This is a genomic window from Faecalibacter sp. (assembly GCF_057177045.1).
Window position 1 is genome coordinate 128,712 of record NZ_CM169987.1, and the last position, 24,447, is coordinate 153,158.

Below are 24,447 nucleotides of genomic sequence, written 5' to 3' on the forward strand. Positions count from 1 at the left end.
TTAGCAAAATATTTTTATATTTAATCTACTGAAAATGAATGGTTAAAACAGTTGATGATATGGCTCAATCGAATAATCTATTTAATTTGAGAGGTAAAATCGGAGACCTTGTATTCTTCACCAGAAATGGGAAATCATTTGTAAAAAGAAAATCGGGTGGTTTTGTCAATGGGAAATCCAATGAACATCCTCACACTAAAGCCGTGCAGAAAAATTTTGGGGAAGTGGCGGCTTTTGTCAAACAATTCAAGGAAGTATTAACCCCTTTGCTGGCCAAGCACAAAGACGGTACTTTTCATAATCAATTGGTCGGAATGTTTTGCAAGATTCAGAAAAATACGCCCGATCGAAAGTTGTACACGGCTTTTAAAGAGGGAATTGCCCTGCATTATCTCCAACACATTTCCCTGAACAAACATTCCGTTTTAAAAGGGCAAGATTGTGTTTTGAACCGGGAAACGCATACGTTGCATTTGGATGCTTTTTTAATAAAAGCTTGTCAAGCGAAATACCCCAAAGGATACCTCGAAGTCAATATGGCTTGGCTTACGCTAAACACGGATTTAGAGATGGAATTAAAAGGTTTAACCACTGAATTTTTGTCCCTGGAGGATGGGGTTGAACAGTTAGCCTCTACAAGTCTTTCTTTTCCCACTGCTGAAGTTCCGGAATCCTGTTTAACCTTTCCGGTGATCAGCCTAAATGTCGTGAACCAAAGTTCTGTTTTTGCAGTGCCTTATCATTTGTACCGTTATCATTTGATTACATTGGTTTAAATAAAAAAAGGATAAAATGGGCTTCTACTTGCCTACTTTATCCTTTTTTCTGTTGTAGTTGTTCTAAATATCCTTGCTGTAAAGTGATGGAGAGTTAAAAACTCACGTTAAAATCCAATCGGAATCGATCGGCTGATCGTGTATAGTGCGTGTTGGTCCCATAATACCCTTTAATGTCTTTGGTGATGAAAAATCGTCCACGCATTTGCAGGTATTTATTGAAACGATATCCTGCACTAAATTCGGGTCCCTGTATATTGGTAGAAGCCCATCGGGCATTATCGTATTGGGCAAAATAATCCATGGCCGCATATTTTTCCATGTACAAATAAGACACTGAGGCCCAAATGTTTTTGGGAACATTCAGATTTCCTGTCGAAATACTGGCAATAAATCCGGTATTTTGATTTTTAAAATCAGGTGAAGATTGTACATCAAATTCGTTGGGATGACTAAAAGAATTATGGCCTTGTCCATCATAGATCAAGGATGAGGTTGGATTTTGGCTATAATGTTTAAAATTATGGTAATAATCTACCGTAAAGTTTAAGTTTCTCCATTGCGGAATGGTCAATGAAACTTGATTGGTCCAAATGGCATAATCCGGTGCTAAATCCCCATCGTGGTATTTGATTTCGTTCCCACGTTGGGCCAAATCGTTCACATATCGTGTCGGAAGTTTTTCAGCTTTAATTAAACCTGTTTCGGCTTTCCAACTCAGTTGATCAGTCGTTTGATTAGCGCGTATTGATGCACCAAATACTTTTCCTTGTTGGCGATAAGGTGCATTATTTTGATAATTTTCAATAAAATAAGCAATGCGGGGTGAAAGGTTCACTTTCCCCAATTGATAATCGGCTACAATGGTAATCCCATCGTGCATGGGTATATCAAATTGTGCGCCTTTCTGATTGGTCCAAATGCGTCCCGCATCTTGTCGACCTGCACGAAATTCATACTTCCCTAACTTATAGTTCAACCAAATTTGATCCAGGATAATGTTGAAGCGCTCATCCACATTTTCACCAAATGTGACAAACGAATATTGCTTTTGACCTGTTCGAATTCGGGCATGAAAATCCAAGCCATCGATCAAATGGGCATCCATATTCAAATAAAAATTGGTACGCGTCCAAAATCGTTTGTGGGTACTTTTCACATCACCGGACGAAGGATTAATTTCATTCTGATCAAAATCCCATTCGCCAACACGCAATAAAGCTGTTCCACTGAATTTAAAACGATCACCGATTAATTTTGGTGCTTCCGCTTTCGGTTTTTCTGGGGCTTCACTTTTTTGTGTAAGGTATAAACTGTCTCGGGATGTTTCCAGTTGTAAGCGTTTTAATTCTTTTTGCACTTCTTCTTGAATCAATTGACGAAGTTCAGTTTTCGAAATTTTGATGGTATCGTTGTCTTGAGCCATTAAATTTGGACCCGCAGAAAAAAAAGATAGGAGTAGAATAGGTTGAAGCGTTGGATGAATTATTTTCATTGAAATCCAAAAAATTTTAAATTGGAAATGTAAAATTACGCAATAATTTGATTTTTTGATGTTTAAATTCTTTGTGTAAATTATTGAATTTCAATAATAACACTTATTGATTTTTAGATGGATTAGCATTTAAATTTGCGTTATAATTCAGATTATTTTTACTTAAGTTACCTGTAAGAAGTCAGATAAAAATGGATGGAAATGCTATTTTATCTGTATTGATTTTAATGTAAAAAATATACAAATAAGACCATAAAAAAAGTCAACCAATTGCTCAGTTGACTTTTGAAGTTATGCTTAGTTAATTCGAAAAGACTATTTATCGATTGAACCCATGACACGCTGCATAAATGTGTTAGCAGCAGTACGCTCGTCCATGCCTTCGTCCATCATTTGTTTCATTTCCATAGCTCCACAAATGTTAGAAATCATTTCTCCGATGACTTCTTGTTCTGGTTCTTTTACTGCTGGAGAATCAGCATAAGCTTCTAGAACCTCTAAAGCCGTTTCCATAGCTTCTACAGAAACAGTTTTTGCTAAATTTTTAAATACCGGCAGCTTCATTGATCAATTCTTTTACAGCATCAATTTTAGATGCAGTCACTTGTCCTACATTAACTCCTCCTTTGAAAACAGCAAAAGTTGGTAAGTTAGGAACTTCTGCTAATTTTCTTGATTCTACTAATTTTTCAGCATCAACGTATAAGAATTCAGCTTGTCCTTCGTATTCAGCTGCTAATTTTTTGAATTTAGGTTTTACTAAACGGCAGTTTCCGCACCATCCAGCACCATATTGTACAATAACGATATTATTTTCAGCAACTACTTGTGCTAAGTTATCTTGTTCTAATTCTGCAAACATTTTGTTCGTTTTTAAATGTTAAAAATTGGGTATAAAAAAGGCTGTCTAAGGTTTGAACTTAGTGATTTTCGATTGAAAATGAATTCGTTAAAAATCTCCTGTCAATGAATTTAGACAGCCTCTTCGTGAATTTTGGATATCCTTAGATGTCCAACTTATTTTAGTGAGAAGCTAAGTAAGAAGCTACACCGTCTTTTGTTGCAGACATTGCATCTTTTCCTTCTTCCCAGTTTGCTGGACAAACTTCTCCGTATTTCTCAACGTGTAAAATTGCGTCTAATAAACGTACGTACTCGTCGATGTTACGTCCTAATGGTAAGTCGTTGATTGTTTCGTGACGAACAACACCATTTTTATCGATGATGAATGTACCACGGTAAGCTACTGGAGCACCTTCGAATTTTAATGAATCGTTTTCTTCGTTGTAAACGTACTCACCCGCTAAAACTCCATAGTCCATTGCAATAGTTTTTGCTAAGTCAGCAACGATTGGGTAAGTTACACCTTCGATACCTCCGTTATCTTTTGCAGTGTTTAACCATGCTAAGTGTGTTTCTTCTGAATCACAAGAAGCAGCGATTACAACAGCATCTCTTTTTTCGAATTCAGCTAATTTAGCTTGGAATGCGTGTAATTCTGTTGGACATACGAAAGTAAAATCTTTTGGGTAGAAAAATAAAACAATGTTTTTCTCTCCGATTGGCATTGAAAAGTTTTCAACAATTTCATCTCCATCAATTACTGCTGGCGCTGTGAATAAAGGCGCTTTTTTTCCTACTAATGACATAATTCTAATGTTTTTATATTTATTAAATATTCTTTTTTAAAAGTAAAGCTTGTGTTTTGTTACTTTTTCTGATGCAAATGTAGACCTGTTTATCACGCGTTCAAACTAATTTCAATTTCAATTTTAGATTAAAGTATAAATATTTTTTATAAGTATACATTTAATTTATCTATAGGTATTGAAAATTAGTAGTTTAACGTGTTTGAATCTTTTTTTGTACAACAGAATAAATTTTAAAATCTTTACTTATCTTGGACTAAGATATAAAAATCCTTTTAGTTTTCAAATGATATTCATTAGCAAAACCTTGATATCATACGAATTGATGTATAATACAACTTTATATAAAAGAAAAAAGCCATCAAAGATGATGGCCTTTTTTAAACTATGGATTTATTTTATGCTTCAACTGCAACTAAAGCAGCTTCGAATGCTTTAATTTTTTCGTCGATTGATGCTTTTAATTCTTCATTTACGATTGTTCCTTTTTTGAAATTATCATAGAAAGATGGGAAAGTAGAAGAGGCTACCACTTCACCGCTTGCGAAGTGTACAAATGTTTTTAATCCAACTTCTAATACATTTCCTCCACCGTATCCTCCTGGAGAAGTCGCTAACAATAAGATTTTTTTATCTTTTAAGTAGGGCATTTCGATACGAGAAACCCAATCTAAAATATTTTTTAAAGCAACAGAAAAGTTCCCGTTATGCTCCGCTAAAGAAATAATTAAACCATCTGCATCTTTAATTGCTTGGTGGAAATCTACAGCTTGTTGAGGAAATCCTGCTGCTTGGCGCTCTGGTGAGTAAATTGGCATTTCGTAATCATTTAAATCGACGATTTTTACTTCATGTGCCGTTAATTGTGCTGCTGCATAGTTTACTAATTCTTTGTTAATAGATGTTGTGCTATTTGAACCAGCGAAAGCTAAAATTTTCATATTGATTTGTATTTAATTCAGTTTTATACCGCAAATATAGAATACAAATTTACTTTCCTCTCTTGATTTATGTTAGGATTTTCCGGATTTGAACAATTTATTGAATTTTATTTTTAAAGGATTTTATTTTTTCTTTTAGCGCAAGATCGAGGGTAGGATCCATAATTTTTCCATCCGCAAAATTTTCATTGAATTTCGGTAAGGCGAATTCTTCTAATACAATTCCTCCAAATTTTGTGACTAATTTTACTCCAGCTTCTAGCGCGTTTCTTCCCCCATATCCACCGGGTGATGTGCTTAAAGCAAAAATTTTCTTATCCTTAAAAAATTGATATTCGATGCGCGAACACCAGTCCATATAACTTTTAAAAACTGCAGTAAAGCAAGCATTGTGTTCTGAAAATGATATCAAGATTACATCGGCATTTTTCAATTGTTCAAAAAAGCGATGGACATCCTTTGGGAAACCTTCTTTTTTCTCGGTGTCGATATCATAAATTGGAATATTAAAATCATTCAAGTCCAATACTTCTACATTTCCGTATAGCGAAGCAGCATAAGTGACAAGTTGTTGGTTGATAGAAGTAGAACTGTTACTTCCGGCAAAGGCAATGGTACGCATAGGTTTTCTTTACAATTTACGAAAATTATCATTTACATTTTTTGACTTAACGCTATTTTAGTATTGTTTAAGATGTTGAAATACAATGGATGCTTAGTATTTTGTAGGGTAATCTTCTATGAATTGTTGGATATCCTCGTAAGAGGTAATATGTAAAGCTTCGGTTACATTCAGCAACGAAATTTTTCCCTCTTGATAATAGTGGATCAATTCATCTTTTGCTTTCAATAATTCTTTTTCGGTCGTTATCTGAAATTGCACATTGATATTTTGACCTGAATTAAGTTTTATTTCCAAAAAGTTACTTATTCCTAAAGAATAGCTACTTCTATTTTGTCGCATAATGAATTGACGTTGATTTCTTTTGGTATCAAAAGCTTGAAGTGTTATCTTTTGAATATCCTTTAAATCAATGGTTTGATGATCAATGAGAATATTCTCGTGCTGAAAGATAAGTTTCTTATTTAATTCATCTGAACTTAAGTCACCATCCTTTCGCATTAAACTGTAATAGTATAATCCGACAAGTGCAAAAGTAATCCACAGACCATTTAAAAGTAGGGTTCTAAATTTTTCTTCTTGTGGTAAGTCAATTAACTCATTCAATATAAACAAACAGAAAACAAACCCTAAAAAGGCCAATGGTTTTAAATTGATATCCGTTAGATTTGATTTTTCTTTAGGAGTATAAATGCAAAATTCGTGAGGCATTATTTTTCAGCTTCTTTTTTAATATGATTTAACACGCGATGATGGATTTGATGAATAATTTCATTGCTCCAAATGCGCCAATAGAGTTCGGGATAAATTTTATGCGTGTACCAAGTGGTTCCAATTAATGCTGTTGTTTGTTCGTCGATTTTATTTAACCTAAATTCTCCATTTTTCGAAACAAAATAGTCGTGCAAATGAGCGGCATCAAAATTCCAATACGAAATTTCTTTCATAGGAGCAGGTTGTTGTAAAACATCAAATGCTAAATGGGTGGGAGCATTCCAAGTGGTGATGGGTTCAACAAAACTTCCGGTTGTGAAATGACAATATCGAATGGCTCCAACCCCTTTTCCCTCAATAGTGGCCTTGATGGGATAAGCAATTCCTGCCTTAAATAAAATTTCAGTGGGTTCGTCTAATGGTGGAAATGTCACCACATTTTCCCATACTTTTTCAATCGGAGCGTCAATAATAATTGCTGTTCGGACTTCAGATACAGAAGGGGCTTTATCTTTTTCCGCAAAAGAAAATCCTAAAATAAATGTAGAGAAAAGAAAGATAATCGCATTGGTGTTTCGAATGCCTTTGTCTGTATAAAGATAAGCGATGCCAGCGCCAATTGCTCCAAATAAAAAGAGAATTGGACTTGCCATAAATAGGCATATTAACCCTTCAATTCCCACCATTAAAATGCTTAAGGATAGGATGCAGATGTTGATAAAAGATAAAACGATAGATTTTTTAAAACTATAGTGTTCAGGGCGATTTTTCTTATAAAGTAAGGAAGAGATTAATCCTATAAAAATGGGCAAGAATAAAAATAGAGCAATCCCATACGATTCGAAATATTTAACACCAATCGTTAATAGGATAAAACCAATCGCAATTGGTATGGAGTGGTGGGGGTAAGATTTAAAAAGATTCATACCTTAAGTGTTAATAGAATAAGCATAAATCTACACAAAATAAATTACTTACTTATTTTTAATCTTTTGTTGGTATTCCGTAGGACGCATATTTAGCACTTTAAAGAAAATATTACTGAATGTAGATAAGCTGTTATAACCGACTAACATAGCGATTTCATACATGTTGTATTTATTTTCCGCAATTAATTCCAACGATTTGGTAATTCGTAATGAACGTAAAAATCGAATATAATTCATTCCTAAATCATTTTTAAATTTTCGGGATAAGGTACGGGAACTCATTCCAAATTCGTGGGCGATTTCTTCGAGGGTATAATTCTTTTCGATATTACGGGTAAGAAATAAGGCAATTTCGATTAATTTTTCATCTCTTGGAAAAGGATGTTGAATTGGGAATGGGATTTCTTTCTTGTTGATTTCCGGTAAAATAGATTTAACCGCTTTTAAAAAATCATAAGCAGTGGTGTTCGGTTCTAGTTTTCCATTCCATTGTTTCGTAAATATGATCATTTCTCGCAGGAGATCATTCGCGAAGTAGATGTTTTTTTTGCGATAAAAATCATCGTCTTCCTCTTTGACATCGAAATAAAAGTTATATAACTGAATATTAGTGCTAAAACTTAGTAAAGAATGTTGGACATTGGCAGGGATAATCATAAAGCAACGTGCGGGTAAGTACCAATGTTTTTCATTGGTGAAAATATGGACGATTCCACCCTCTGCATATAGCAACTGTGCTTTGTTATGTTGATGTTCAAGTGATTCGATTTTTTCTATTCTAAAATGGTTGATATAAAAATCAACATTTTGTTCATTTATCTCTTCAAATTTAGGTTCAAATATACTCATACATCACGATTAAAACGGAGAGGCAAATTTCTAAAAAATGGCGTAAATAAACAAATTGTTTTCTTTTATTGTCAACTAATGACAGCGTCCCTGATGTAATTTTGCATAACAATTTCCAAATATAATTTTTTATACAAATCACTTATATGGTATTTAACTTTTTTAGATATCACGTGCTGTTTTGTGCACTTTTCTTTTCAGTAGTAAGTTTTGCGCAATCCAAGAATGGTATATTCTCACTCGATGAGGCGATAGAAATTGGGATGAATAATAATAAAATCATTCAGATCAGTTCTATCAACGAAACAATTGCTCATACAAAAGAAAAAGACCTTAAAATGGAAAAATTACCTGATATCGACTTTAAAACAGGTTTTAAAGTATTAGGTAATATTCGACAATTTGAGAACGGTTTCTTCAACCCAGCAACGAAATATGAAGTTCCGAGGGAACAATACAATTTTACATTATCAGCCGAAATTCCAATTTATTTGGGAGGACGCCTTAAAAACGATGAATTAAAAGCAGAAATTGAAACAGAGATTTCTGAATTAAAAACAAAGAAAACAGGAAAAGATTTGCGTTTGCAAATCGTGACGGGTTATTTACAAGTACGTCACATTGAAGATCAACAAGAATTATTGCGTGAAAAAATGCACGAAGATTCGGTGAATATTCATCACATTGATGCCTTAAGAAAAAATGGGGTGGTAACGAATAATGAGGTTTTGAGAGCTAAACTTCAATTGTCTAATCACAAGATGGCGTATACCGAATTGGATAATCAAATCGCAATTGTAGAACACCAAATTAAAACGTTAATTTCTTTCCCTGAGCATGAAGAATTTCATGTGACCACACAAGGATTAATTTCGGACACTGAACTTTTAGGATTCGAGGAGCAATTGGTAGAAGAAGCTTATGAAAAAAATGAAGCGTTAGAGATTGCGAAAAAAGACATCCATATTAAAAATATCGAGAAAAAAATTGTTCGTGCTAATCAGTTACCAATAATTACAGGTGGTGGAGAATACGGGTACAACTATCCCAACTTTATGTTCTTTCCTCCGGTGGCCCATTTGTATCGCTTCGGTGCCGTTGGTTTTAGTGTAAAAGTTCCGTTGTTTAATTTTTACAAAAACCGTGAGAAAATGGCAATTGCTTCGGAAAAAATTAATATTGCCAAATTAGAAGTGGAGGAAAAAGAAGAGCAGATCAGAAATGATGTGTATCGTGCGACTCGTCTTTATCAAGAGGCCATTGAAAAAATAGAAATTGCGAAAGAAGCTATGGAGCAAGCCAAAGAAAACTACCGTATCGTAAAACTTAAATATGCGAATCAATTGAGTTTGATTACAGAGTTAATCGATGCGGATAATGCTTATCTGGAAGCGGAATCGCAAATGATTTCATTACAAATTAATAAACAATTAAAATACTATCAATTACAATACATTTTAGGAAACTTATAACTCTATGGCAGCAAAACATTTGACAAAAGGAGAAAAAAGATTAAATCGTACATTGTCGATAATTGCTTGGGTTTTTATTATCATAGGAGCTGGAGCAATGATTTGGTTTTATTTCTTTTCGAGTACACACGTTAATACGAATGATGCTCAGGTAAGACAATATATTACTCCAGTTTCGAGTCGTGTTCCTGGTTTTATCGATAAAATTAATTTCGAAGAAAATCAATATGTACATAAAGGGGATACATTGGTCGTAATTGATAATAGAGAATACATCAACGAAGTAAATATAGCCGCAGCAAATTTAGAAAGTACAGCAGAATCGGTAGCGACGTATGAAAGCGCTGTAAACACAAAAGCAACCAACGCGAATGTGATTCATGCCAACATCGAAGCCGCAAAGATTGAAGTTTGGCGAACTGAGAAAGATTATGTTCGTTTCAAAAATTTAGTTCAACAAGATGCCGCAACCGTACAACAATTTGAAGAAGTTGAAGCGAAATACAAACAAGCGAAAGCAAATTTATTAGCACTAGAACAACAAATTCATTTAATTAATGTCAGTACTTCGGAAGAGAAAACCAAAGTAGCACCAGCGAAGACACAAATCTCACACCGTAAAGCCGAATTAAGTAATGCGAAATTAAAATTATCGTATACTTATGTGATTGCGCCTTATGATGGATGGGTAGGGGTTAAAAATATTCAAGAAGGACAATTAATTAAAGAAGGTCAAGCATTAGTACAGGTCGTATCGAAAGAGAAATGGATCATTGCCAACTTTAAAGAAACCCAAATTGGACAAATTGATATTTCACAACCTGTTCACTTTACAGCAGATGCGTATCCTGATATTGAATTTGAAGGTTATATCGAATCACTATCGCCAGCATCTGGATCGGAGTTCTCTTTGATTAAACCGGATAATGCAACAGGAAACTTCGTTAAAATTGAACAACGTTTCCCGATTAAAATATTAATTAAAAATACAAAACATAACGATAAATTGCGTTCAGGGATGAATGTTTTGGTAACGACAGAAAAATTAAAATAATCAATGCAAAAACCACAATCCGTATTTAAATCTTGGTTACCAGAGAAATTGCTTTTGCCTCTGTTATTAGTGGCATTACTCCCACATATTTTGCTTTTAAGTCTATTCAGTATGAATAGTACGTTTACAGCATCATTTTTAGACGTAGAAGTAGATGATATCCAATTTCTGTTTTCAATTGCTTATGCAACAATTGTCTGTGGATTGTTTTTTCATGTAAGATTTTTTCAATTTTTTAATGTCCGTTCTTTTGCATTGACGATGACGATGTTAAACATTGTGATTCTATATATCATGAGTTTAACGACCAACATTCAATTATTAATTGTTTTGCGAATTATTCAAGGACCCCTTGTGTTGTTTGAAGGATGTATTCTTCTTCCAGTTATTATGGCTTTGATAAAGGGGGAAAACGCTCGTTTAATTTCGTTTTCGTTTTTATATGCATTTATGCTGACAGGAGATAAATTCGGAACAACTTTGGTAAAGTTTGCGATTGAAAACTATACGCATCATATGATTTATTATGCAATTATCGCTTATCATATTGTGACGTTATTGATTTTCATCTTTATCTTCAATCAGAACCGATTATTTCCCAGAAAGCCATTATATCAGCTGAATTTAGGCGGGATATTTTTAATGGTAATTTGTTTGGTATCAGGAGCTTATTTCTTGATTTATGGAAAACAATTTTATTGGTTTGAATCCCCAAAAATTACATTGGCCTTTACCTTAAGCTTGGTTGCAGGTGCTTTGTTTTTATGGAGAGAAATCACATCCAAAAGACCATTATTTCATTTCGAGATATTTAAATCAAAACGCGTGGTGGCAGGAATCATACTTTTTTTCTTTTTCTATATTTTAAGATCAAGTATGAGTAATATTTACCAAGTCATGAGCCAGGTATGGAAATGGCCATGGGAATATGTGCTAAAAATCCAATATTTTAACGTTGCAGGTTCTTTCATTGGAGTTTTTAGCGCATATCTTTTGATGAAAAATAAAGTCAATTATAAAATTATCTTTTTTATAGGTTTTGCGCTTTTGTCGGCAACCATGCTTTATTTTAGTCATATATTTTTACCCGACACACGAGTAGAAGTCGTGGTATATGGATTAATCATGCAAGGTCTTGGACAAGGACTTTTATTTTGTCCTTTGGTTTTCTTTATTACAGGATCGGTTCATCCATCCATATCAGGAAGTGCTTCTCAAGGCGGAACAGCCATCCGTTTTTGGACCAATACAATTGGATTTTCCATTATGCAAAATGTAATTTTGCGTTTAACCACCAAGCATCAATTTTTGATGACCAAAAATCTGGATTTAACCCATCCCATTTTCCAGAAGGAATGGGATGAATTATACCATAAATTTGATGTGTCCCATTTAACGAATGACAGTATGCAGTTAGCAGTTGGGACTTTAAAATCCAAACTCTATCAGCAAGCTCTGTTAGTTTCAAACATCGAAATATTTAGATCTTTATTTGTGCTAGCGCTAATATTAGCACTAGTGGTTTTAATTTATCCTTCCATAAGAAGTAAATTAAGATTTTTAAATTAGTAGTTTTTAGGAGAATCATGAAAAAGATTCTCCTTTTTTTTCGCTCATATTAGGAAATATATCCGTTTTTAAATGGGTGAAGGATTAAAAATATTTGTAAGATCGATTTTTAGACGATTCGATGGAAAAATAAGCTAAAATGGCTCCTAGAATTCAGCCCCACTAGGTGTTAAAAATTGGCGTAAATGAACAAAATAAAAATCATAAATAAAAAATCAATTTGCGTGACTTGAATGTAAGTTTGCTCACTCTTTTAACACAATGATACGTGTAAAGTACCAAAGAGTTGTTGTTAAATTTGGATATCGTGTATTGTCATTCTTTAGGAATCTTATCAATACCATATCCTTTTTTTGATTTCAGATTTTACTAGAATATTAAGACGAAAAATACGTAAGCAAAGAGATGCATAATAACCACTCGATTTTCCGAAAGTGGGTTCCAGAAAAATTGATTATACCACTATTAATCATTACAATGATCCCCTATGCTATGATTATTCCGTTCTTTAATATGAACAGTACATTTACCGCCTCTTTTTTGGATGTTGATGTTGATGATCTGCAATTTATTTTTACCCTAGCGTACGCAACCATTGTTTGTGGATTATGTGTCAACGAACGTTTATTCCATTTTTTTAATATTCGTTCGTATTTGTTGATCATGACCATTATCAACATTGTCGTGTTGTTATTATTGTCAGTGACTTCAAACAAAGAGTTAGTGTATATTTTAAGAGCCATTCAAGGAACCTCTGGTTATTTGGAAAGTTGTATTACAGTTCCCTTAATCATGTCTCGTCTTAACAATCCACACAGCCGATTATTAGGAAACTCATTCTTGTACTGCTTTATTATGACGGGTGCTACATTTGCAACGTCCATTGTAAAATTCGCCATAGAAAATTACAATTATAATTACATGATTTATACAGTGGTGTTCTTTCACATCATTGCTCTATCGATATATGTTTTCTTGTTTAGCCATGGTCGTCTGTACCCAAAGAAACCATTGTATCAACTTAATCTCCCGGGATATATATTACTGATGTTTTCATTAATTTCGGGAGCTTATGTTTTGATTTACGGTAAACGTTATTATTGGTTCGAATCGCCTTATATTATTGCAGCCTTTACGGGATTCTGTGTTTTTACAGGGATTTTTGTATTGCAACAATTGACTTCAAAAAAACCAATTTTCCATTTCAGTATTTTACGTTCTGAACGAGTAATCTTAGGAGTGTTATTCTTCTTTGTATTTTATATGTTCAAGTCTACAATGAGTAATATTTATCAAGTGATGAATGTAGTTTGGAAGTGGCATTGGGAATATGTATTAGATATTCAATATTACAACTGTTATGGAATCATTTTCGGTGCATTTGTATCTTATGTGATGATTGTAAAAAATGTAAATTATAAAACCGTTTTTGTTTTAGGATTTCTTTGCCTTTCCATCAGTATGTTGTGGTTTAGTTATTTGTTAGTACCTGATGCGAAACCAGCAGAAGTGATACCTCCACTTATTGTGGAAGGACTAGGGCAGGGGTTACTGTTTTCACCTTTATTACAATATATGGTAGGCTCAGTCCATGCCAATTATTCGATGAATACTATGCAAGCTGCCGTAGGTGCACGTTATTGGACTTCTACGATTGGATTTTCGTTAATGCAAAATTTGATTTTGTATTTAACAACGAAGCATCAATTTTATATGACGGAGAATTTAGATCGTACTAAAACATATTTTCAAGATCAGTGGGATAATATTTTCCAGAAGCATGACTCCACTCATCTTTACAATGAGTCGGTTGATTTAACGACTCGTGTTTTAAAAGCTAATCTATTTAATCAATCGTTATTAATCTCGAATATGGAGATTTTTAGAACATTGTTTGTTTTTGGATTATTGACCGTAGTTTTCATTTTAATTTATCATCCGATTAAACGAATTTTTGTCAAAAAAAAGAATGTTAACTTTTAGATCCTTTCCATTTATAAATTAGAGCTTTAGCGTTCTAAATGTAAAAAGCGATTCCTTAAGGGGAATCGCTTTTTTATTATGTTAAATACCAATGGAGTTAATCCATTTTGAATTGCTCTTTGTACGTTTTAAACGCTTCCATCAAATGTACTTCAACACTTTTTGGCATACGTCGTGTCGCTTCGTATGCTGTAGTTGCTAAAGATGGAAATTCTGTAAGCGTAGGAATTAATTCAATTGAATTCACCAACATCTCAATTTCCATTTCATATTGGCGTTGGGCTACTGAATGAAATGTATCGTTGCTGTAGATGGGAACCACTTGTTGCTCGATTAAAAATCCAGCATCAGCTTCTGTATCTACAAAATGAGTAGTCACTCCAATTTCAACTCCTTTCGTAATCGCCCATTTCAGAGAATCTAATCCTCTTGTTTTTGGTAAAAAACCAGGATGAGTATTGATGATTTTATGATTGATGACCAATTCATCGGGTAATAATCCAGCACCCGCAATAATTACAAAGTCCGCTTTATCCTTGGTCAGTTGCTCATGCAATGTGTCAGCTGTTGTTCGATCGAAGGCATAACCAAAATGATCCGCATAAACTTCAATCGGCACAGGGATGGCTTTGCTCGGGCGATGTTGATAAATTGGTTGAAATGGATTTTCTCTTTTAACGAAAGGTAAAGCGTAAATTTTGACCTTTTGATAGCCTTTGGCTTTTAACCCATGTAATACATCTTGTGTTTTACGATGGGGTGTGTTGTAAGTAATTACAGCAATTTGTGGTTGTACACCGTCCATAGTTACTCCGTAATTAAATAGTTTTTGTGGTATTCCACTAAATTATCAATCGGTTTGCGGATAATGTGCCCCACAGTTAAGTGATATTGAGCGGCCACTGAACGGATAATCGGCTCATAAATGTGTGCAATTGAACCAATAAAATTTAATTCTGAATGGCGAGCTTCCTCATAAGGTAAAATTTGATACTCGATGAATCCCGTCATGGCATCATAAATGATTTTTTGAATGTAAGGATCGTCTTTGTGTTCAACCACAAATTTGTTAAAAGATGCCAAATAAGCGTTTGCAAATTTATTTTGATACACATTCTTATTTAATTCTTCGATGCTTAATTTATAGTAGTCATCAAAAGCTTTGGCTAAATGTGGAGGTAGTTTTTTGGTAAAATATGCACGTAACAATCGTTTACCTAAATCATTCCCTGAACCTTCATCCCCTAAAATATAAGCTAAAGATTTTGTTTCTTCTCTCATTTCTTTTCCATCAAAGTAACAAGAGTTAGACCCCGTTCCTAAAATACATACCATAGCAGGTTTACCCATATAAGTTGCATAACATGCTGCAAGTAAATCATGATCGACAACAAATTCAGCATTGGTAAATATTCCATTTAGTCCGATGCGAACAATTTCACGATTGGCATCCGTTGAAGTTCCAGCACCATAAAAGAACACTTTTTTGACTTCACTTGCAATGGCTGCTAATTCTTCATTTTTAGCAATTTCTGTTGTTATATCTACACTTGTAACAAAATAGGGATTAAATCCGATCGAATTTGTTCTAAAAACTTCTTGTATGGTGTCATCTAAAACAACCCAATCTGTCTTAGTAGAACCACTATCTGCGATAATTATCATTGTATTTTATTTGATGAATGCTAAAGTAACAATTCTCTTGATTTTAAACTAAAAATGGCTCGGAATTTCCGAGCCATTGGTGTATATTTTTATCGATTAATGGTGGTGATCTTCACCTATAACGATTTCGATAAATGTTTGTGATTCATTCCCCGCTTTATCGACTACGATAAGCCCTAAATGATAATGTCCTTCTGCGTATTCACCCGTTGGAATTGGAATACTTTTATTTAATAGATGTTCTTTTTTTCCTGAGATGTCTGCTATGTCACTATAAGACCACCCTTCAGCTGTTGTGGCTTGGGCTGAACGGTGTTGGTGTCCATCTCCTGCCGAATGAATATCAATCTTATATGATCCTAATTCCGTATCATCATTTAAGATGGCTTGTAATTCAATCACATCTCCAAATTCGAAGGCTTGATGATCAGAAGGTTTTGCTAATGTAATTGTTGGTTTTGTCGTGTCTAATACGGCATCATCATCTGAACAAGCAGTTAATAAAAATAATGATGAAGCGGCGAATAATGTTGTTTTGAATAATTTTTTCATTGTTAAGTTTTTTTATTTGTTTAATGATAGAATGGTTTAAGATAGTGCTTTGGCAAAAGCAAACATCGGGGGACCTCTATTATTAATCCCATGCAAAACTTGAACATGATAATGATTGGAATAATATGGAATGTATTGTTTAAAAAAGGAAAACCATTGGGGTGATTGAATTTCTACCGAAGGATGATGAATATCAAACACCGAATGAAAAATATAATCATCACATTGATGGACTATTTTCTTTGCGTTTTCATTTTCTAAATTTATGGTATGATCAATTAAAACAAAATGCAGCGCATTGGCAATAGGTAGCGCTAAAATAAGGCTACTAAAGAAAATGATGATTTTGTGTTTAATGTATAGATTCATAGAATGGCGATTAACCCAACGGAATATTTAAGATGACTTGAATATTACGGGCCTGTTCAGGTAATTGTAACGGTCTATAAAAACTAGTATGATTAAAGTATTTCTTGTTGAATAAATTTCCTCCTTGAATGGAAAGTTTAGCTTCGAATTGTCCCCAATGCAATTCCGTCGAAATCCCCGCTCCCAAAATAAAATAATCTTTGGTAATATCTTCGTTTTGCGCAATATGGGCCTGTTCGAAGGCGTATTTCCCGTTAATTTGAAGCGTTAAATTTTCAAATCCTTTCAAAGGTTGTGCTAGGCGATAATTCATTTTTCCAAATAAAGTATTCGGAGGAGAGAAAGGTAAAAAATGGCCTAACTTGTGATTTGAAGTTAATTGTCGATTGTAGATGTACTCATAAATGATTTGCCCATCCCACTGATGATTGAATTGTTTTTGTAGGGCCACTTCAAATCCTGTCAATAGGGCTTTACTCTGCATGTACTGATAAATTTGACCACCATGCGGTAAAATAGAGAACTGTCCAGAAGGTTTTAAGAATATATAATTGTCAAAATAATACACATAAGGACTTACAGCGACTTCCCAATTGTTTTTGTGGTAAGTCGCTTTAAAATCAAAAGCATATCCTTTTTCTGAATCAAGTGTAGCATCCCCACGTTCGTGTCGGAAAGAACCATGATGAATTCCATTTGCCCCTAATTCAATTGCTGTCGGTAATCTGAAATTTGTTCCAATATTTACATTGAAATCCCAAAAATCATTGGGTTGGTATGTGGCTCCAATCATCCCATTCAGATTCGAAAAATGACGAGAAATGTTTTCACTGCGCTGGGCATAATAGTTTGCTATTGCAGGAGCATAATTTTCTGCCGTAAGATAGTCATATAATAAACCGTCAAAATATCCTTCGGATTTAAAATCTGAATAATCCCAACGAATCCCAGCTGTTACTTTCCATGTCTTATCTTTCTGAAATTCTTCAATTAAATATCCGCTGTAAATGTTGCGCTGATATTTTGGTAATAAGTAATTGTATCCAGCAATACGATTGTTTTGCATTTGTGTTTGAGCTCCAATAATCGTTTTGAAATTTTGATTATGGGTATGCTCATATTTGATATGCGTATCATACGTCGATAAATTAAATTCAAGTTCCGTATCCGGATTATTCGCTGGAGGAGTTTGATTTCCGTAATGGGTATGGAAAGCACTTATTTCTTGACGTAAATTATTCTGATACGCAAAATTAAACTTAATGCTATTTTTTGAATTGATTTTCAATTCATTTTCGCTGATCACTTTAAAATGATTCACTTGTTGATAAGGAAATTCAACATTTCTGTTGCTTCCATCCGGTTCTAATCGCGATAATAAAGGAATACCATGGGAACCTGGAAAGAATCCCATTTTTTGTTGCACATTGGAAACGGTTAAAATGCTTCTAAAATTTTGGTCTACATATCCCAGTTGGCCCATAAGATTTAACTCATTTCCAGCCGTGTTTTTGACGCGTTGGTCGTATATAGGCATCCATCGATCCAAATATTTAATGCGATCTGTCGTGGTGCGATAATCCCCAAAATCAGAATACGTACCTTTGACTTTATAAAAAAAGCGGTCTCGTCTCCATTGATGATTAATGGATCCGATGTAATTGGCATTAACGGATTGATACATCAAGGATACATGGGTTGAAGATGAATTCTTTTGAGGAAGTTGATTGTTCTTAATTTTAATAACCCCTGCAATGGCTTCATTTCCATATTCAAGAGTAGCAGGCCCTTTAATGACTTCAACATCTTCAATGTTTAAGGCGTCAATTTCTAAGCCATGATCCGCTCCCCATTGCTGTCCTTCTTGTTTGATTCCATTTTCAGCAACCAATAATCGGTTAAATCCTAAGCCTCGAATAATCGGTTTAGAAGCAGAAGAACCAATACCGGAGGCATTCACTCCCGCCATATTTTCCAATGACTTTGCTAATGAACCGGCGTAATTTTCGCGAACATAATTTTGACCTACATGTTCAGAATTTCCAGTTGTAAAATCATGCTTATGGGCAATGACATCAACTTGATTTAGATTATAACTGTGATCATGAATCAACACAAATTGATAATGTTGTGATTGATTCAGAATCATTTTCTGATGAATAGGGGTATAGCCCTGCTCATGAATATAAATTTCATATGTTCCAATTGGTAAATTTTTAATGATGAATTTACCTTGAGCATCCGCTTCCATGACCTCACTATTGAATTCAATGGAAGCAAAAGGAATAGGTTTTTGGTTCTGGTCTGTGACTTGACCAGAAATATAATGTTGTGCAAATGCGTTACTGCAGAATAATGCAGCAATTACAGCGCTTTTAGTAGTAAATGACATAGTATTAAATGTAAAAAAATATAAAAAATATTTCGTGAAGATTACATTTCTACTGGTGGTGCTCGAAGTTGTGTGATTCCGAAAATCGTACTTTGGTATCGTGATAATACCAAATTTGTCTCTTCTTGGGGAACATGAATTTCATTCCACTCAAAGGATAGGACGTTGACTTCTGGTAATAAAGGTGTACTATTGATATGACATAACGAACACTTGTGTTCGCTAAAATGGGTGTATTCTTTTGTGTTATTGTCTTGGTGATCTAAAAAATGTCCAATAGCATGTATTGCCTGATAGGTTGATATCAGGAGCATAAGCATATAGATGATATTTTTTAGAAATTTATTCATTGAGGATACAAAAATAAACGATTTATCTAATTTATTTCATTTAAATCGTTTAAGTTTTGAGATAATTTTCTTAAAAAGAACCAGTGAATAAAACCATAATAGATGGTTGTTATTATCATTAGGAATATGATGGATAGTGTAACGGATACGATTCCAATGGTTTGTGCTTTAGATGCGTCATAGTGGCTACCGACCTTTTCTGTATAGATATTAATTCCTAATTCATAATAATAAGGTACCGAAACAGCGATAAGCGCAATAAGAATAAAAAGAATAAAAAGATTGACGAATTTTCTGAATTTTGAAATTTGAACAATCAACGCTTTCGTAGAGGTGTTGATGTTCATTTTTCTATAGGTTTTATAATTATACCATAAGAAGAATAAGGTAAATACTAAGGTGAATAATGTACCAATGGTAAAATTGAAATAGGCTGTTGAATTTTCAAAGGATAAATTTTCACCGGTAAACATTCGGCCTTTTATTAAGGATGTTACTGTAAACGTTAATACCATTAAAAATTCGATTAACGTAAATAGGAATAACCATTTGATGGTCGAAGAAGATTTTTTCTTCAACATTTCAAAGATGGCTTTCTGGTTGTATTTTTTTTCATTTGGAACAGTTTTCCAAGCAGATTTAAAATCGTCTAATTCCATTTTATTGTTCCATTTTAGTTATGATATCTTTTAATTTAATTTTCACGCGATTCATTTTTACTCGTGCGTTGACTTCAGAGATTCCGAGTGTTTCTGCAATATCTTTATAAGGTAAATCCTCCAGGTACATTAATACCAATGCTCTTTCTACATCATTTAAGAGTTTAATTGCGGCATAGAGCAGTTGTAAACGTTCTTCCGATTCGGTGTCGTAATCATTGTTGTCGAAAGGTATAATTTGATGTTCAATAGAGGAGGTGGTGATGGTTCGATTTTTTTTTCGAATAAGGATAATTGCTGTATTAAGGCTTACACGGTACATCCATGTGGAGAATTTTGAATCGCCTTTGAAACTATCAAATGAACGCCACAATTGTAAAACAATTTCTTGAAAAAGATCCTCATGAGAAAATTCATCGTCGGTATAGATACGACATATTTTATGAATAATTCCTTGATTTTCTTCGATTAAGTGGGTGAAATTTAGCGCTTTATCAGACAATTTAATGTTGTTTGTACTATTAGTAGTCTAAAGTAAAAAAATGTTACAAAAAAAAATAATCTCCATATCATAAAGATATGGAGATTTCCTAACTAACTTAAACCTATGAAAAAGCTACGGCTTTATCAGCAACAAATATAGGAATATTTTGATATTAACAACAATTTAATTGAGTAATTTTATAAAAAATTAAAAATTTTAACTTCTTAATAAGAATCGTTCTAAACTAGTTAGATTCCGTCTATAAATGATAAAATTCATTGTGAATAGCGGTTTGTGTTGATTAAATTTGTAGCAATATCTAAAAAATTAAACGTATTGCTTTATGGCAAATGAATCATTACTAAAGTCTTCTATTGGTAGGAAGTTCGCTATGGCTTTGTCAGCCTTATTTTTATTAGTGTTCTTACTACAGCATTTAGTGATTAATTTACTATCAGTAATTAATCCTAACGGGTTCAATGAAGTATCAGCTTTCATGAGTGCGAACCCAATTATTCAATTCGTAATGCAACCTGTCTTATTATTTGGTGTCGTATACCACTTTGTGATGGGATTTGTATTAGAAATTCAAAACAAAAAAGCTCGTGGACCAGTTGCTTATGCGAAGTATAATGGTGCTGCTAACTCCACTTGGATGTCAAGAAACATGATTATCTCAGGAGCAGTGATCTTATTATTCTTATTAGTGCACTTATGGCAATTTTGGGTTCCAACAATTAACGCTCATTACGTTAATGTAGATCCTAACTTTGGAGAAGGGAACTTTTTTATGGATCACGTAAACCACGTATTTACTAATGCAGTAACATTAGTATTATATGTAGTGGCTTTCGTATTCTTATCATTACACTTACAACATGGTTTTGCATCAGCATTCCAATCAATTGGAGCTCGTCACGCGAGATATACACCAATTATTGTTGCTTTCGGTAAATGGTATTCTATTTTAGTTCCAGCGTTATTTATTATTATCGCTATCTACCATTTTGTTAATAACTTATAATATCAAAAGAAAATGAGTATTTTAAATTCAAAGACTCCAAAAGGAGATATCGCAAATCAATGGAGCGAGCACAAAGCTCACTTAAACTTAGTTGCTCCAAACAACCGTGATAAAATTGATGTTATAGTTGTTGGTACAGGTTTAGCAGGTGGATCTGCTGCAGCTACTTTAGCTGAGCAAGGATACAAAGTTAAAGCATTTTGTTACCAAGATTCTCCACGTCGTGCACACTCTATTGCTGCTCAAGGGGGGGTAAATGCTGCTAAAAATTATAAAGGGGATAATGACTCGATCTACCGTTTATTCTACGATACAATCAAAGGGGGTGACTACCGTGCTCGTGAGTCTAACGTTTATCGTTTAGCTGAGGTTTCTGGTAACATCATCGACCAATGTGTTGCTCAAGGTGTTCCTTTTGCACGTGAATACGGTGGGTTATTAGATAACCGTTCTTTCGGTGGGGTACAAGTATCTCGTACGTTCTATGCGAAAGGACAAACAGGTCAACAATTATTATTAGGTGCTTATTCAGCAATGAATCACCAAATCCACTTAGGAAAAATCGAGATGTACAACCGTCACGAAATGTTGGATATTGTAATTGTTGATGGAAAAGCTCGTGGTATTATCGCACGTAACATGATTACAGGTGAGATTGAAAGACATTCAGCTCACGCTGTAGTAATTGCTACAGGTGGTTATGGTAACGTTTATTTCTTATCATCGAATGCGATGGGATCTAACGTAACTTCAGCTTGGAAAATTCACAAAAAAGGTGCTTTATTCGCTAACCCATGTTACGTACAAATTCACCCAACATGTATTCCAATCCACGGAACAAATCAATCGAAATTAACGTTAATGTCTGAATCTTTACGTAACTCAGGACGTATCTGGGTTCCTAAAAAGAAAGAAGATGCTGAAGCAATCCGTGCAGGTAAGTTAAAAGCAAGAGACATTAAAGAAGAAGATAGAGATTACTACTTAGAGCGTCGTTACCCAGCATTCGGTAACTTAGTACCTCGTGACGTTGCTTCTCGTGCTGCGAAAGAGCGTTGTGATGCTGGTTACGGAATCGAAGCGAACGAAACAGGAGAAGGAGTATACTTAGACTTTACAGAAGAAATTAGAAAGAAAGGTAAAGAGGTTGCATTCGCAAACGGTGAAACTCATCCATCTGATGCTCGTATCGAGGAATTAGGTAAAAAATGGATTGAGGAGAAATATGGTAACTTATTCCAAATGTACTGGAAAATTACAGATGAGAATCCATATGAAAACCCAATGCGTATTTATCCAGCGATCCACTACACAATGGGTGGTGTATGGGTAGATTACAACTTAATGTCTACAATCCCTGGATGTTTCGTAGCAGGTGAGGCTAACTTCTCTGACCACGGTGCTAACCGTTTAGGTGCATCTGCATTAATGCAAGGTTTAGCGGATGGTTACTTCGTATTACCTTATACTATTGCTGATTACTTAGCATCAGATATCCGTACAGGTAAAATTCCTACAAATACACCAGAATTCGACGAAGCTGAAAAATCGGTTAAAGATCAATTAAACTTCTTCATTAACAATAAAGGTACGAAATCTGTTGACCACTTCCACAAACGTTTAGGTGTGATCATGTGGAACAAAGTAGGTATGGCTCGTAACGAAAAAGGATTAAAAGAAGCGATTGCTGAAATTGCAGCATTACGTGAAGAATTCTATCGTGACGTTAAAGTTCCTGGATCTGCAGATGAATTAAATACTGAGTTAGAAAAAGCGATGCGTGTTGCTGACTTCTTAGAGTTAGGACAATTAATGGCAATTGATGCTTTACACCGTAACGAATCTTGTGGTGGACACTTCCGTGAAGAGTACCAAACTCCAGAAGGTGAGGCATTACGTGATGACGAAAACTTCGCTTACGTTGCTGCTTGGGAATACAAAGGTGCTGACATCAACCAAGAGGTGTTACACAAGGAAATGTTAGAGTATAAATTTATTGAGTTAAAAGCTCGTAGTTATAAATAATAAAATCATTTGGTTGGGCTCATCTTGGAGCTCAACTGAATGTCATAATATCAAAAATTAATATGGCATCATCAAAAACAATCAGTATTACACTGAAAATTTGGCGTCAAAAAAACGCTAATGCTCAAGGGAAAATGGAAACATATTCTCTTAAAGATGTTTCGACTGATTCTTCATTCTTAGAAATGCTTGACTTATTAAACGAGCAATTAATCGAGGAAGGAAAAGAGCCAGTTGCTTTTGACCACGACTGTCGTGAAGGGATCTGTGGTATGTGTTCTTTATTCATTAATGGACAAGCTCATGGACCAGATTCTGGAGTTACAACATGTCAGTTACACATGCGTATGTTCAAAGATGGTGAAACAATCTACATCGAACCTTGGAGATCTGCGGCTTTCCCAGTGATCAAGGATTTAATTGTTGACCGTTCATCTTTTGACCGTATCCAACAAGCAGGTGCTTATGTTTCTGTAAATACATCAGGACGTACAGTAGATGCAAATGCTATTCCAATCAACAAAAAAGCGGCTGATGATGCATTTGATGCTGCAACATGTATTGGTTGTGGAGCTTGTGTTGCAACGTGTAAAAATGGATCTGCGATGTTATTCGTAGGTGCTAAAGTTTCTCAATTTGCTTTATTACCACAAGGTCAAGTTGAAGCTGCACGTCGTGCTCAGAAAATGGTAGCTCAAATGGACTTAGAAGGTTTTGGTAACTGTACAAATACAGGTGCTTGTGAAGTTGAATGTCCTAAAGGTATTTCTTTAGAGAACATCGCTCGTATGAACCGTGAGTTCTTATCAGCTAAATTAACTTCTGAAGAGATTGCTTAATCATAAACGATTATATTTTAAAAAAGGTGTCATTG

The 24,447-nt window shown here is 34.3% G+C and carries 25 protein-coding genes; 8 read left to right on the forward strand and 17 right to left on the reverse strand.

The genetic code is table 11. The features are described from left to right. Positions 1 to 38: 38 nt before the first annotated feature. On the forward strand, positions 39 to 776 hold the full coding sequence (locus tag AC1QSP_RS00565; RefSeq protein ID WP_484079307.1) for a hypothetical protein: 738 nt from the start codon (positions 39 to 41) through the stop codon (positions 774 to 776). Between the two features lie 94 nt (positions 777 to 870). On the opposite strand, the gene AC1QSP_RS00570 is transcribed toward AC1QSP_RS00565, so the two are convergent. From AC1QSP_RS00570 to AC1QSP_RS00610, 9 genes are all read right to left on the reverse strand, one after another. After that, positions 871 to 2,271, reverse strand: a complete 1,401-nt coding sequence (locus AC1QSP_RS00570) for a hypothetical protein (RefSeq protein ID WP_484079308.1) — start codon at positions 2,269 to 2,271, stop codon at positions 871 to 873. Positions 2,272 to 2,586: 315 nt separating this feature from the next. After that, positions 2,587 to 2,835, reverse strand: coding sequence for a DUF6952 family protein (locus tag AC1QSP_RS00575; RefSeq protein WP_484079309.1), 249 nt, complete (start codon positions 2,833 to 2,835; stop codon positions 2,587 to 2,589). Continuing rightward, entirely contained in the window at positions 2,816 to 3,133 is a 318-nt protein-coding gene (locus AC1QSP_RS00580) for a thioredoxin family protein (RefSeq protein ID WP_484079310.1), read from the reverse strand. Before AC1QSP_RS00580 ends, AC1QSP_RS00575 begins: the two co-directional genes overlap by 20 nt. Positions 3,134 to 3,293: 160 nt before the next feature. Then, the gene (locus AC1QSP_RS00585) at positions 3,294 to 3,920 is read right to left on the reverse strand and encodes a peroxiredoxin (RefSeq protein WP_484079311.1); all 627 of its coding nucleotides are present in this window, start codon (positions 3,918 to 3,920) and stop codon (positions 3,294 to 3,296) included. A 398-nt stretch (positions 3,921 to 4,318) separates the two neighbouring features. Further along, the gene (locus AC1QSP_RS00590) at positions 4,319 to 4,861 is read right to left on the reverse strand and encodes an NADPH-dependent FMN reductase (RefSeq protein WP_484079312.1); all 543 of its coding nucleotides are present in this window, start codon (positions 4,859 to 4,861) and stop codon (positions 4,319 to 4,321) included. Between the two features lie 97 nt (positions 4,862 to 4,958). After that, positions 4,959 to 5,483, reverse strand: a complete 525-nt coding sequence (locus AC1QSP_RS00595; protein WP_484079313.1) for an NADPH-dependent FMN reductase — start codon at positions 5,481 to 5,483, stop codon at positions 4,959 to 4,961. Between the two features lie 93 nt (positions 5,484 to 5,576). Then, positions 5,577 to 6,194 carry a hypothetical protein gene (locus AC1QSP_RS00600; RefSeq protein ID WP_484079314.1) on the reverse strand — a complete coding sequence of 206 codons (618 nt, stop codon included), beginning with the start codon at positions 6,192 to 6,194 and terminating at the stop codon, positions 5,577 to 5,579. Continuing rightward, a complete protein-coding gene (locus AC1QSP_RS00605) occupies positions 6,194 to 7,123 on the reverse strand; it encodes an SRPBCC family protein (RefSeq protein WP_484079315.1) in 930 nt (309 codons plus the stop codon). Before AC1QSP_RS00605 ends, AC1QSP_RS00600 begins: the two co-directional genes overlap by 1 nt. Positions 7,124 to 7,171: 48 nt before the next feature. After that, positions 7,172 to 7,975, reverse strand: a complete 804-nt coding sequence (locus AC1QSP_RS00610) for an AraC family transcriptional regulator (protein ID WP_484079316.1) — start codon at positions 7,973 to 7,975, stop codon at positions 7,172 to 7,174. A 146-nt stretch (positions 7,976 to 8,121) separates the two neighbouring features. Between AC1QSP_RS00610 and AC1QSP_RS00615 the strand changes: the two genes are divergently transcribed. From AC1QSP_RS00615 to AC1QSP_RS00630, 4 genes are all read left to right on the forward strand, one after another. Further along, complete coding sequence (locus tag AC1QSP_RS00615) at positions 8,122 to 9,447, forward strand: TolC family protein (RefSeq protein ID WP_484079317.1); 1,326 nt, start codon at positions 8,122 to 8,124, stop codon at positions 9,445 to 9,447. A 4-nt stretch (positions 9,448 to 9,451) separates the two neighbouring features. Next, entirely contained in the window at positions 9,452 to 10,501 is a 1,050-nt protein-coding gene (locus AC1QSP_RS00620) for an HlyD family secretion protein (protein ID WP_484079318.1), read from the forward strand. A gap of 3 nt (positions 10,502 to 10,504) precedes the next feature. Further along, positions 10,505 to 12,070 carry an MFS transporter gene (locus AC1QSP_RS00625; protein ID WP_484079319.1) on the forward strand — a complete coding sequence of 522 codons (1,566 nt, stop codon included), beginning with the start codon at positions 10,505 to 10,507 and terminating at the stop codon, positions 12,068 to 12,070. A 477-nt stretch (positions 12,071 to 12,547) separates the two neighbouring features. Continuing rightward, entirely contained in the window at positions 12,548 to 14,053 is a 1,506-nt protein-coding gene (locus AC1QSP_RS00630; RefSeq protein WP_484080371.1) for an MFS transporter, read from the forward strand. Between the two features lie 97 nt (positions 14,054 to 14,150). Here the strand turns inward: AC1QSP_RS00630 and AC1QSP_RS00635 are convergent, their stop codons facing one another. From AC1QSP_RS00635 to AC1QSP_RS00670, 8 genes are all read right to left on the reverse strand, one after another. Beyond that, a complete protein-coding gene (locus AC1QSP_RS00635; RefSeq protein ID WP_484079320.1) occupies positions 14,151 to 14,858 on the reverse strand; it encodes a formyltransferase family protein in 708 nt (235 codons plus the stop codon). A gap of 2 nt (positions 14,859 to 14,860) precedes the next feature. Beyond that, positions 14,861 to 15,718, reverse strand: coding sequence for a BadF/BadG/BcrA/BcrD ATPase family protein (locus tag AC1QSP_RS00640; RefSeq protein WP_484079321.1), 858 nt, complete (start codon positions 15,716 to 15,718; stop codon positions 14,861 to 14,863). A 96-nt stretch (positions 15,719 to 15,814) separates the two neighbouring features. Further along, positions 15,815 to 16,270 carry a DUF4625 domain-containing protein gene (locus tag AC1QSP_RS00645; protein ID WP_484079322.1) on the reverse strand — a complete coding sequence of 152 codons (456 nt, stop codon included), beginning with the start codon at positions 16,268 to 16,270 and terminating at the stop codon, positions 15,815 to 15,817. Between the two features lie 36 nt (positions 16,271 to 16,306). Next, positions 16,307 to 16,639: a hypothetical protein gene (locus tag AC1QSP_RS00650; RefSeq protein WP_484079323.1), complete on the reverse strand. Its 333-nt coding sequence runs from the start codon at positions 16,637 to 16,639 to the stop codon at positions 16,307 to 16,309. 10 nt (positions 16,640 to 16,649) lie between these two features. Next, positions 16,650 to 19,031, reverse strand: coding sequence for a TonB-dependent receptor (locus tag AC1QSP_RS00655; protein ID WP_484079324.1), 2,382 nt, complete (start codon positions 19,029 to 19,031; stop codon positions 16,650 to 16,652). 41 nt (positions 19,032 to 19,072) lie between these two features. Continuing rightward, positions 19,073 to 19,345 (reverse strand): hypothetical protein, encoded by a 273-nt coding sequence (locus AC1QSP_RS00660; RefSeq protein ID WP_484079325.1) that lies wholly within the window; start codon positions 19,343 to 19,345, stop codon positions 19,073 to 19,075. A 62-nt stretch (positions 19,346 to 19,407) separates the two neighbouring features. Continuing rightward, positions 19,408 to 20,040, reverse strand: coding sequence for a hypothetical protein (locus tag AC1QSP_RS00665; protein ID WP_484079326.1), 633 nt, complete (start codon positions 20,038 to 20,040; stop codon positions 19,408 to 19,410). A 1-nt stretch (position 20,041) separates the two neighbouring features. After that, positions 20,042 to 20,542, reverse strand: a complete 501-nt coding sequence (locus AC1QSP_RS00670) for an RNA polymerase sigma factor (protein WP_484079327.1) — start codon at positions 20,540 to 20,542, stop codon at positions 20,042 to 20,044. A 325-nt stretch (positions 20,543 to 20,867) separates the two neighbouring features. Between AC1QSP_RS00670 and AC1QSP_RS00675 the strand changes: the two genes are divergently transcribed. The 3 genes from AC1QSP_RS00675 (at position 20,868) to AC1QSP_RS00685 (ending at position 24,412) form a co-directional block, all read left to right on the forward strand. Further along, complete coding sequence (locus AC1QSP_RS00675) at positions 20,868 to 21,548, forward strand: succinate dehydrogenase cytochrome b subunit (protein WP_484079328.1); 681 nt, start codon at positions 20,868 to 20,870, stop codon at positions 21,546 to 21,548. A gap of 12 nt (positions 21,549 to 21,560) precedes the next feature. Then, the gene (locus AC1QSP_RS00680; protein WP_322970419.1) at positions 21,561 to 23,573 is read left to right on the forward strand and encodes a fumarate reductase/succinate dehydrogenase flavoprotein subunit; all 2,013 of its coding nucleotides are present in this window, start codon (positions 21,561 to 21,563) and stop codon (positions 23,571 to 23,573) included. 62 nt (positions 23,574 to 23,635) lie between these two features. Further along, entirely contained in the window at positions 23,636 to 24,412 is a 777-nt protein-coding gene (locus AC1QSP_RS00685; protein ID WP_322970418.1) for a succinate dehydrogenase/fumarate reductase iron-sulfur subunit, read from the forward strand. The last annotated feature ends 35 nt before the right edge of the window (positions 24,413 to 24,447 follow it).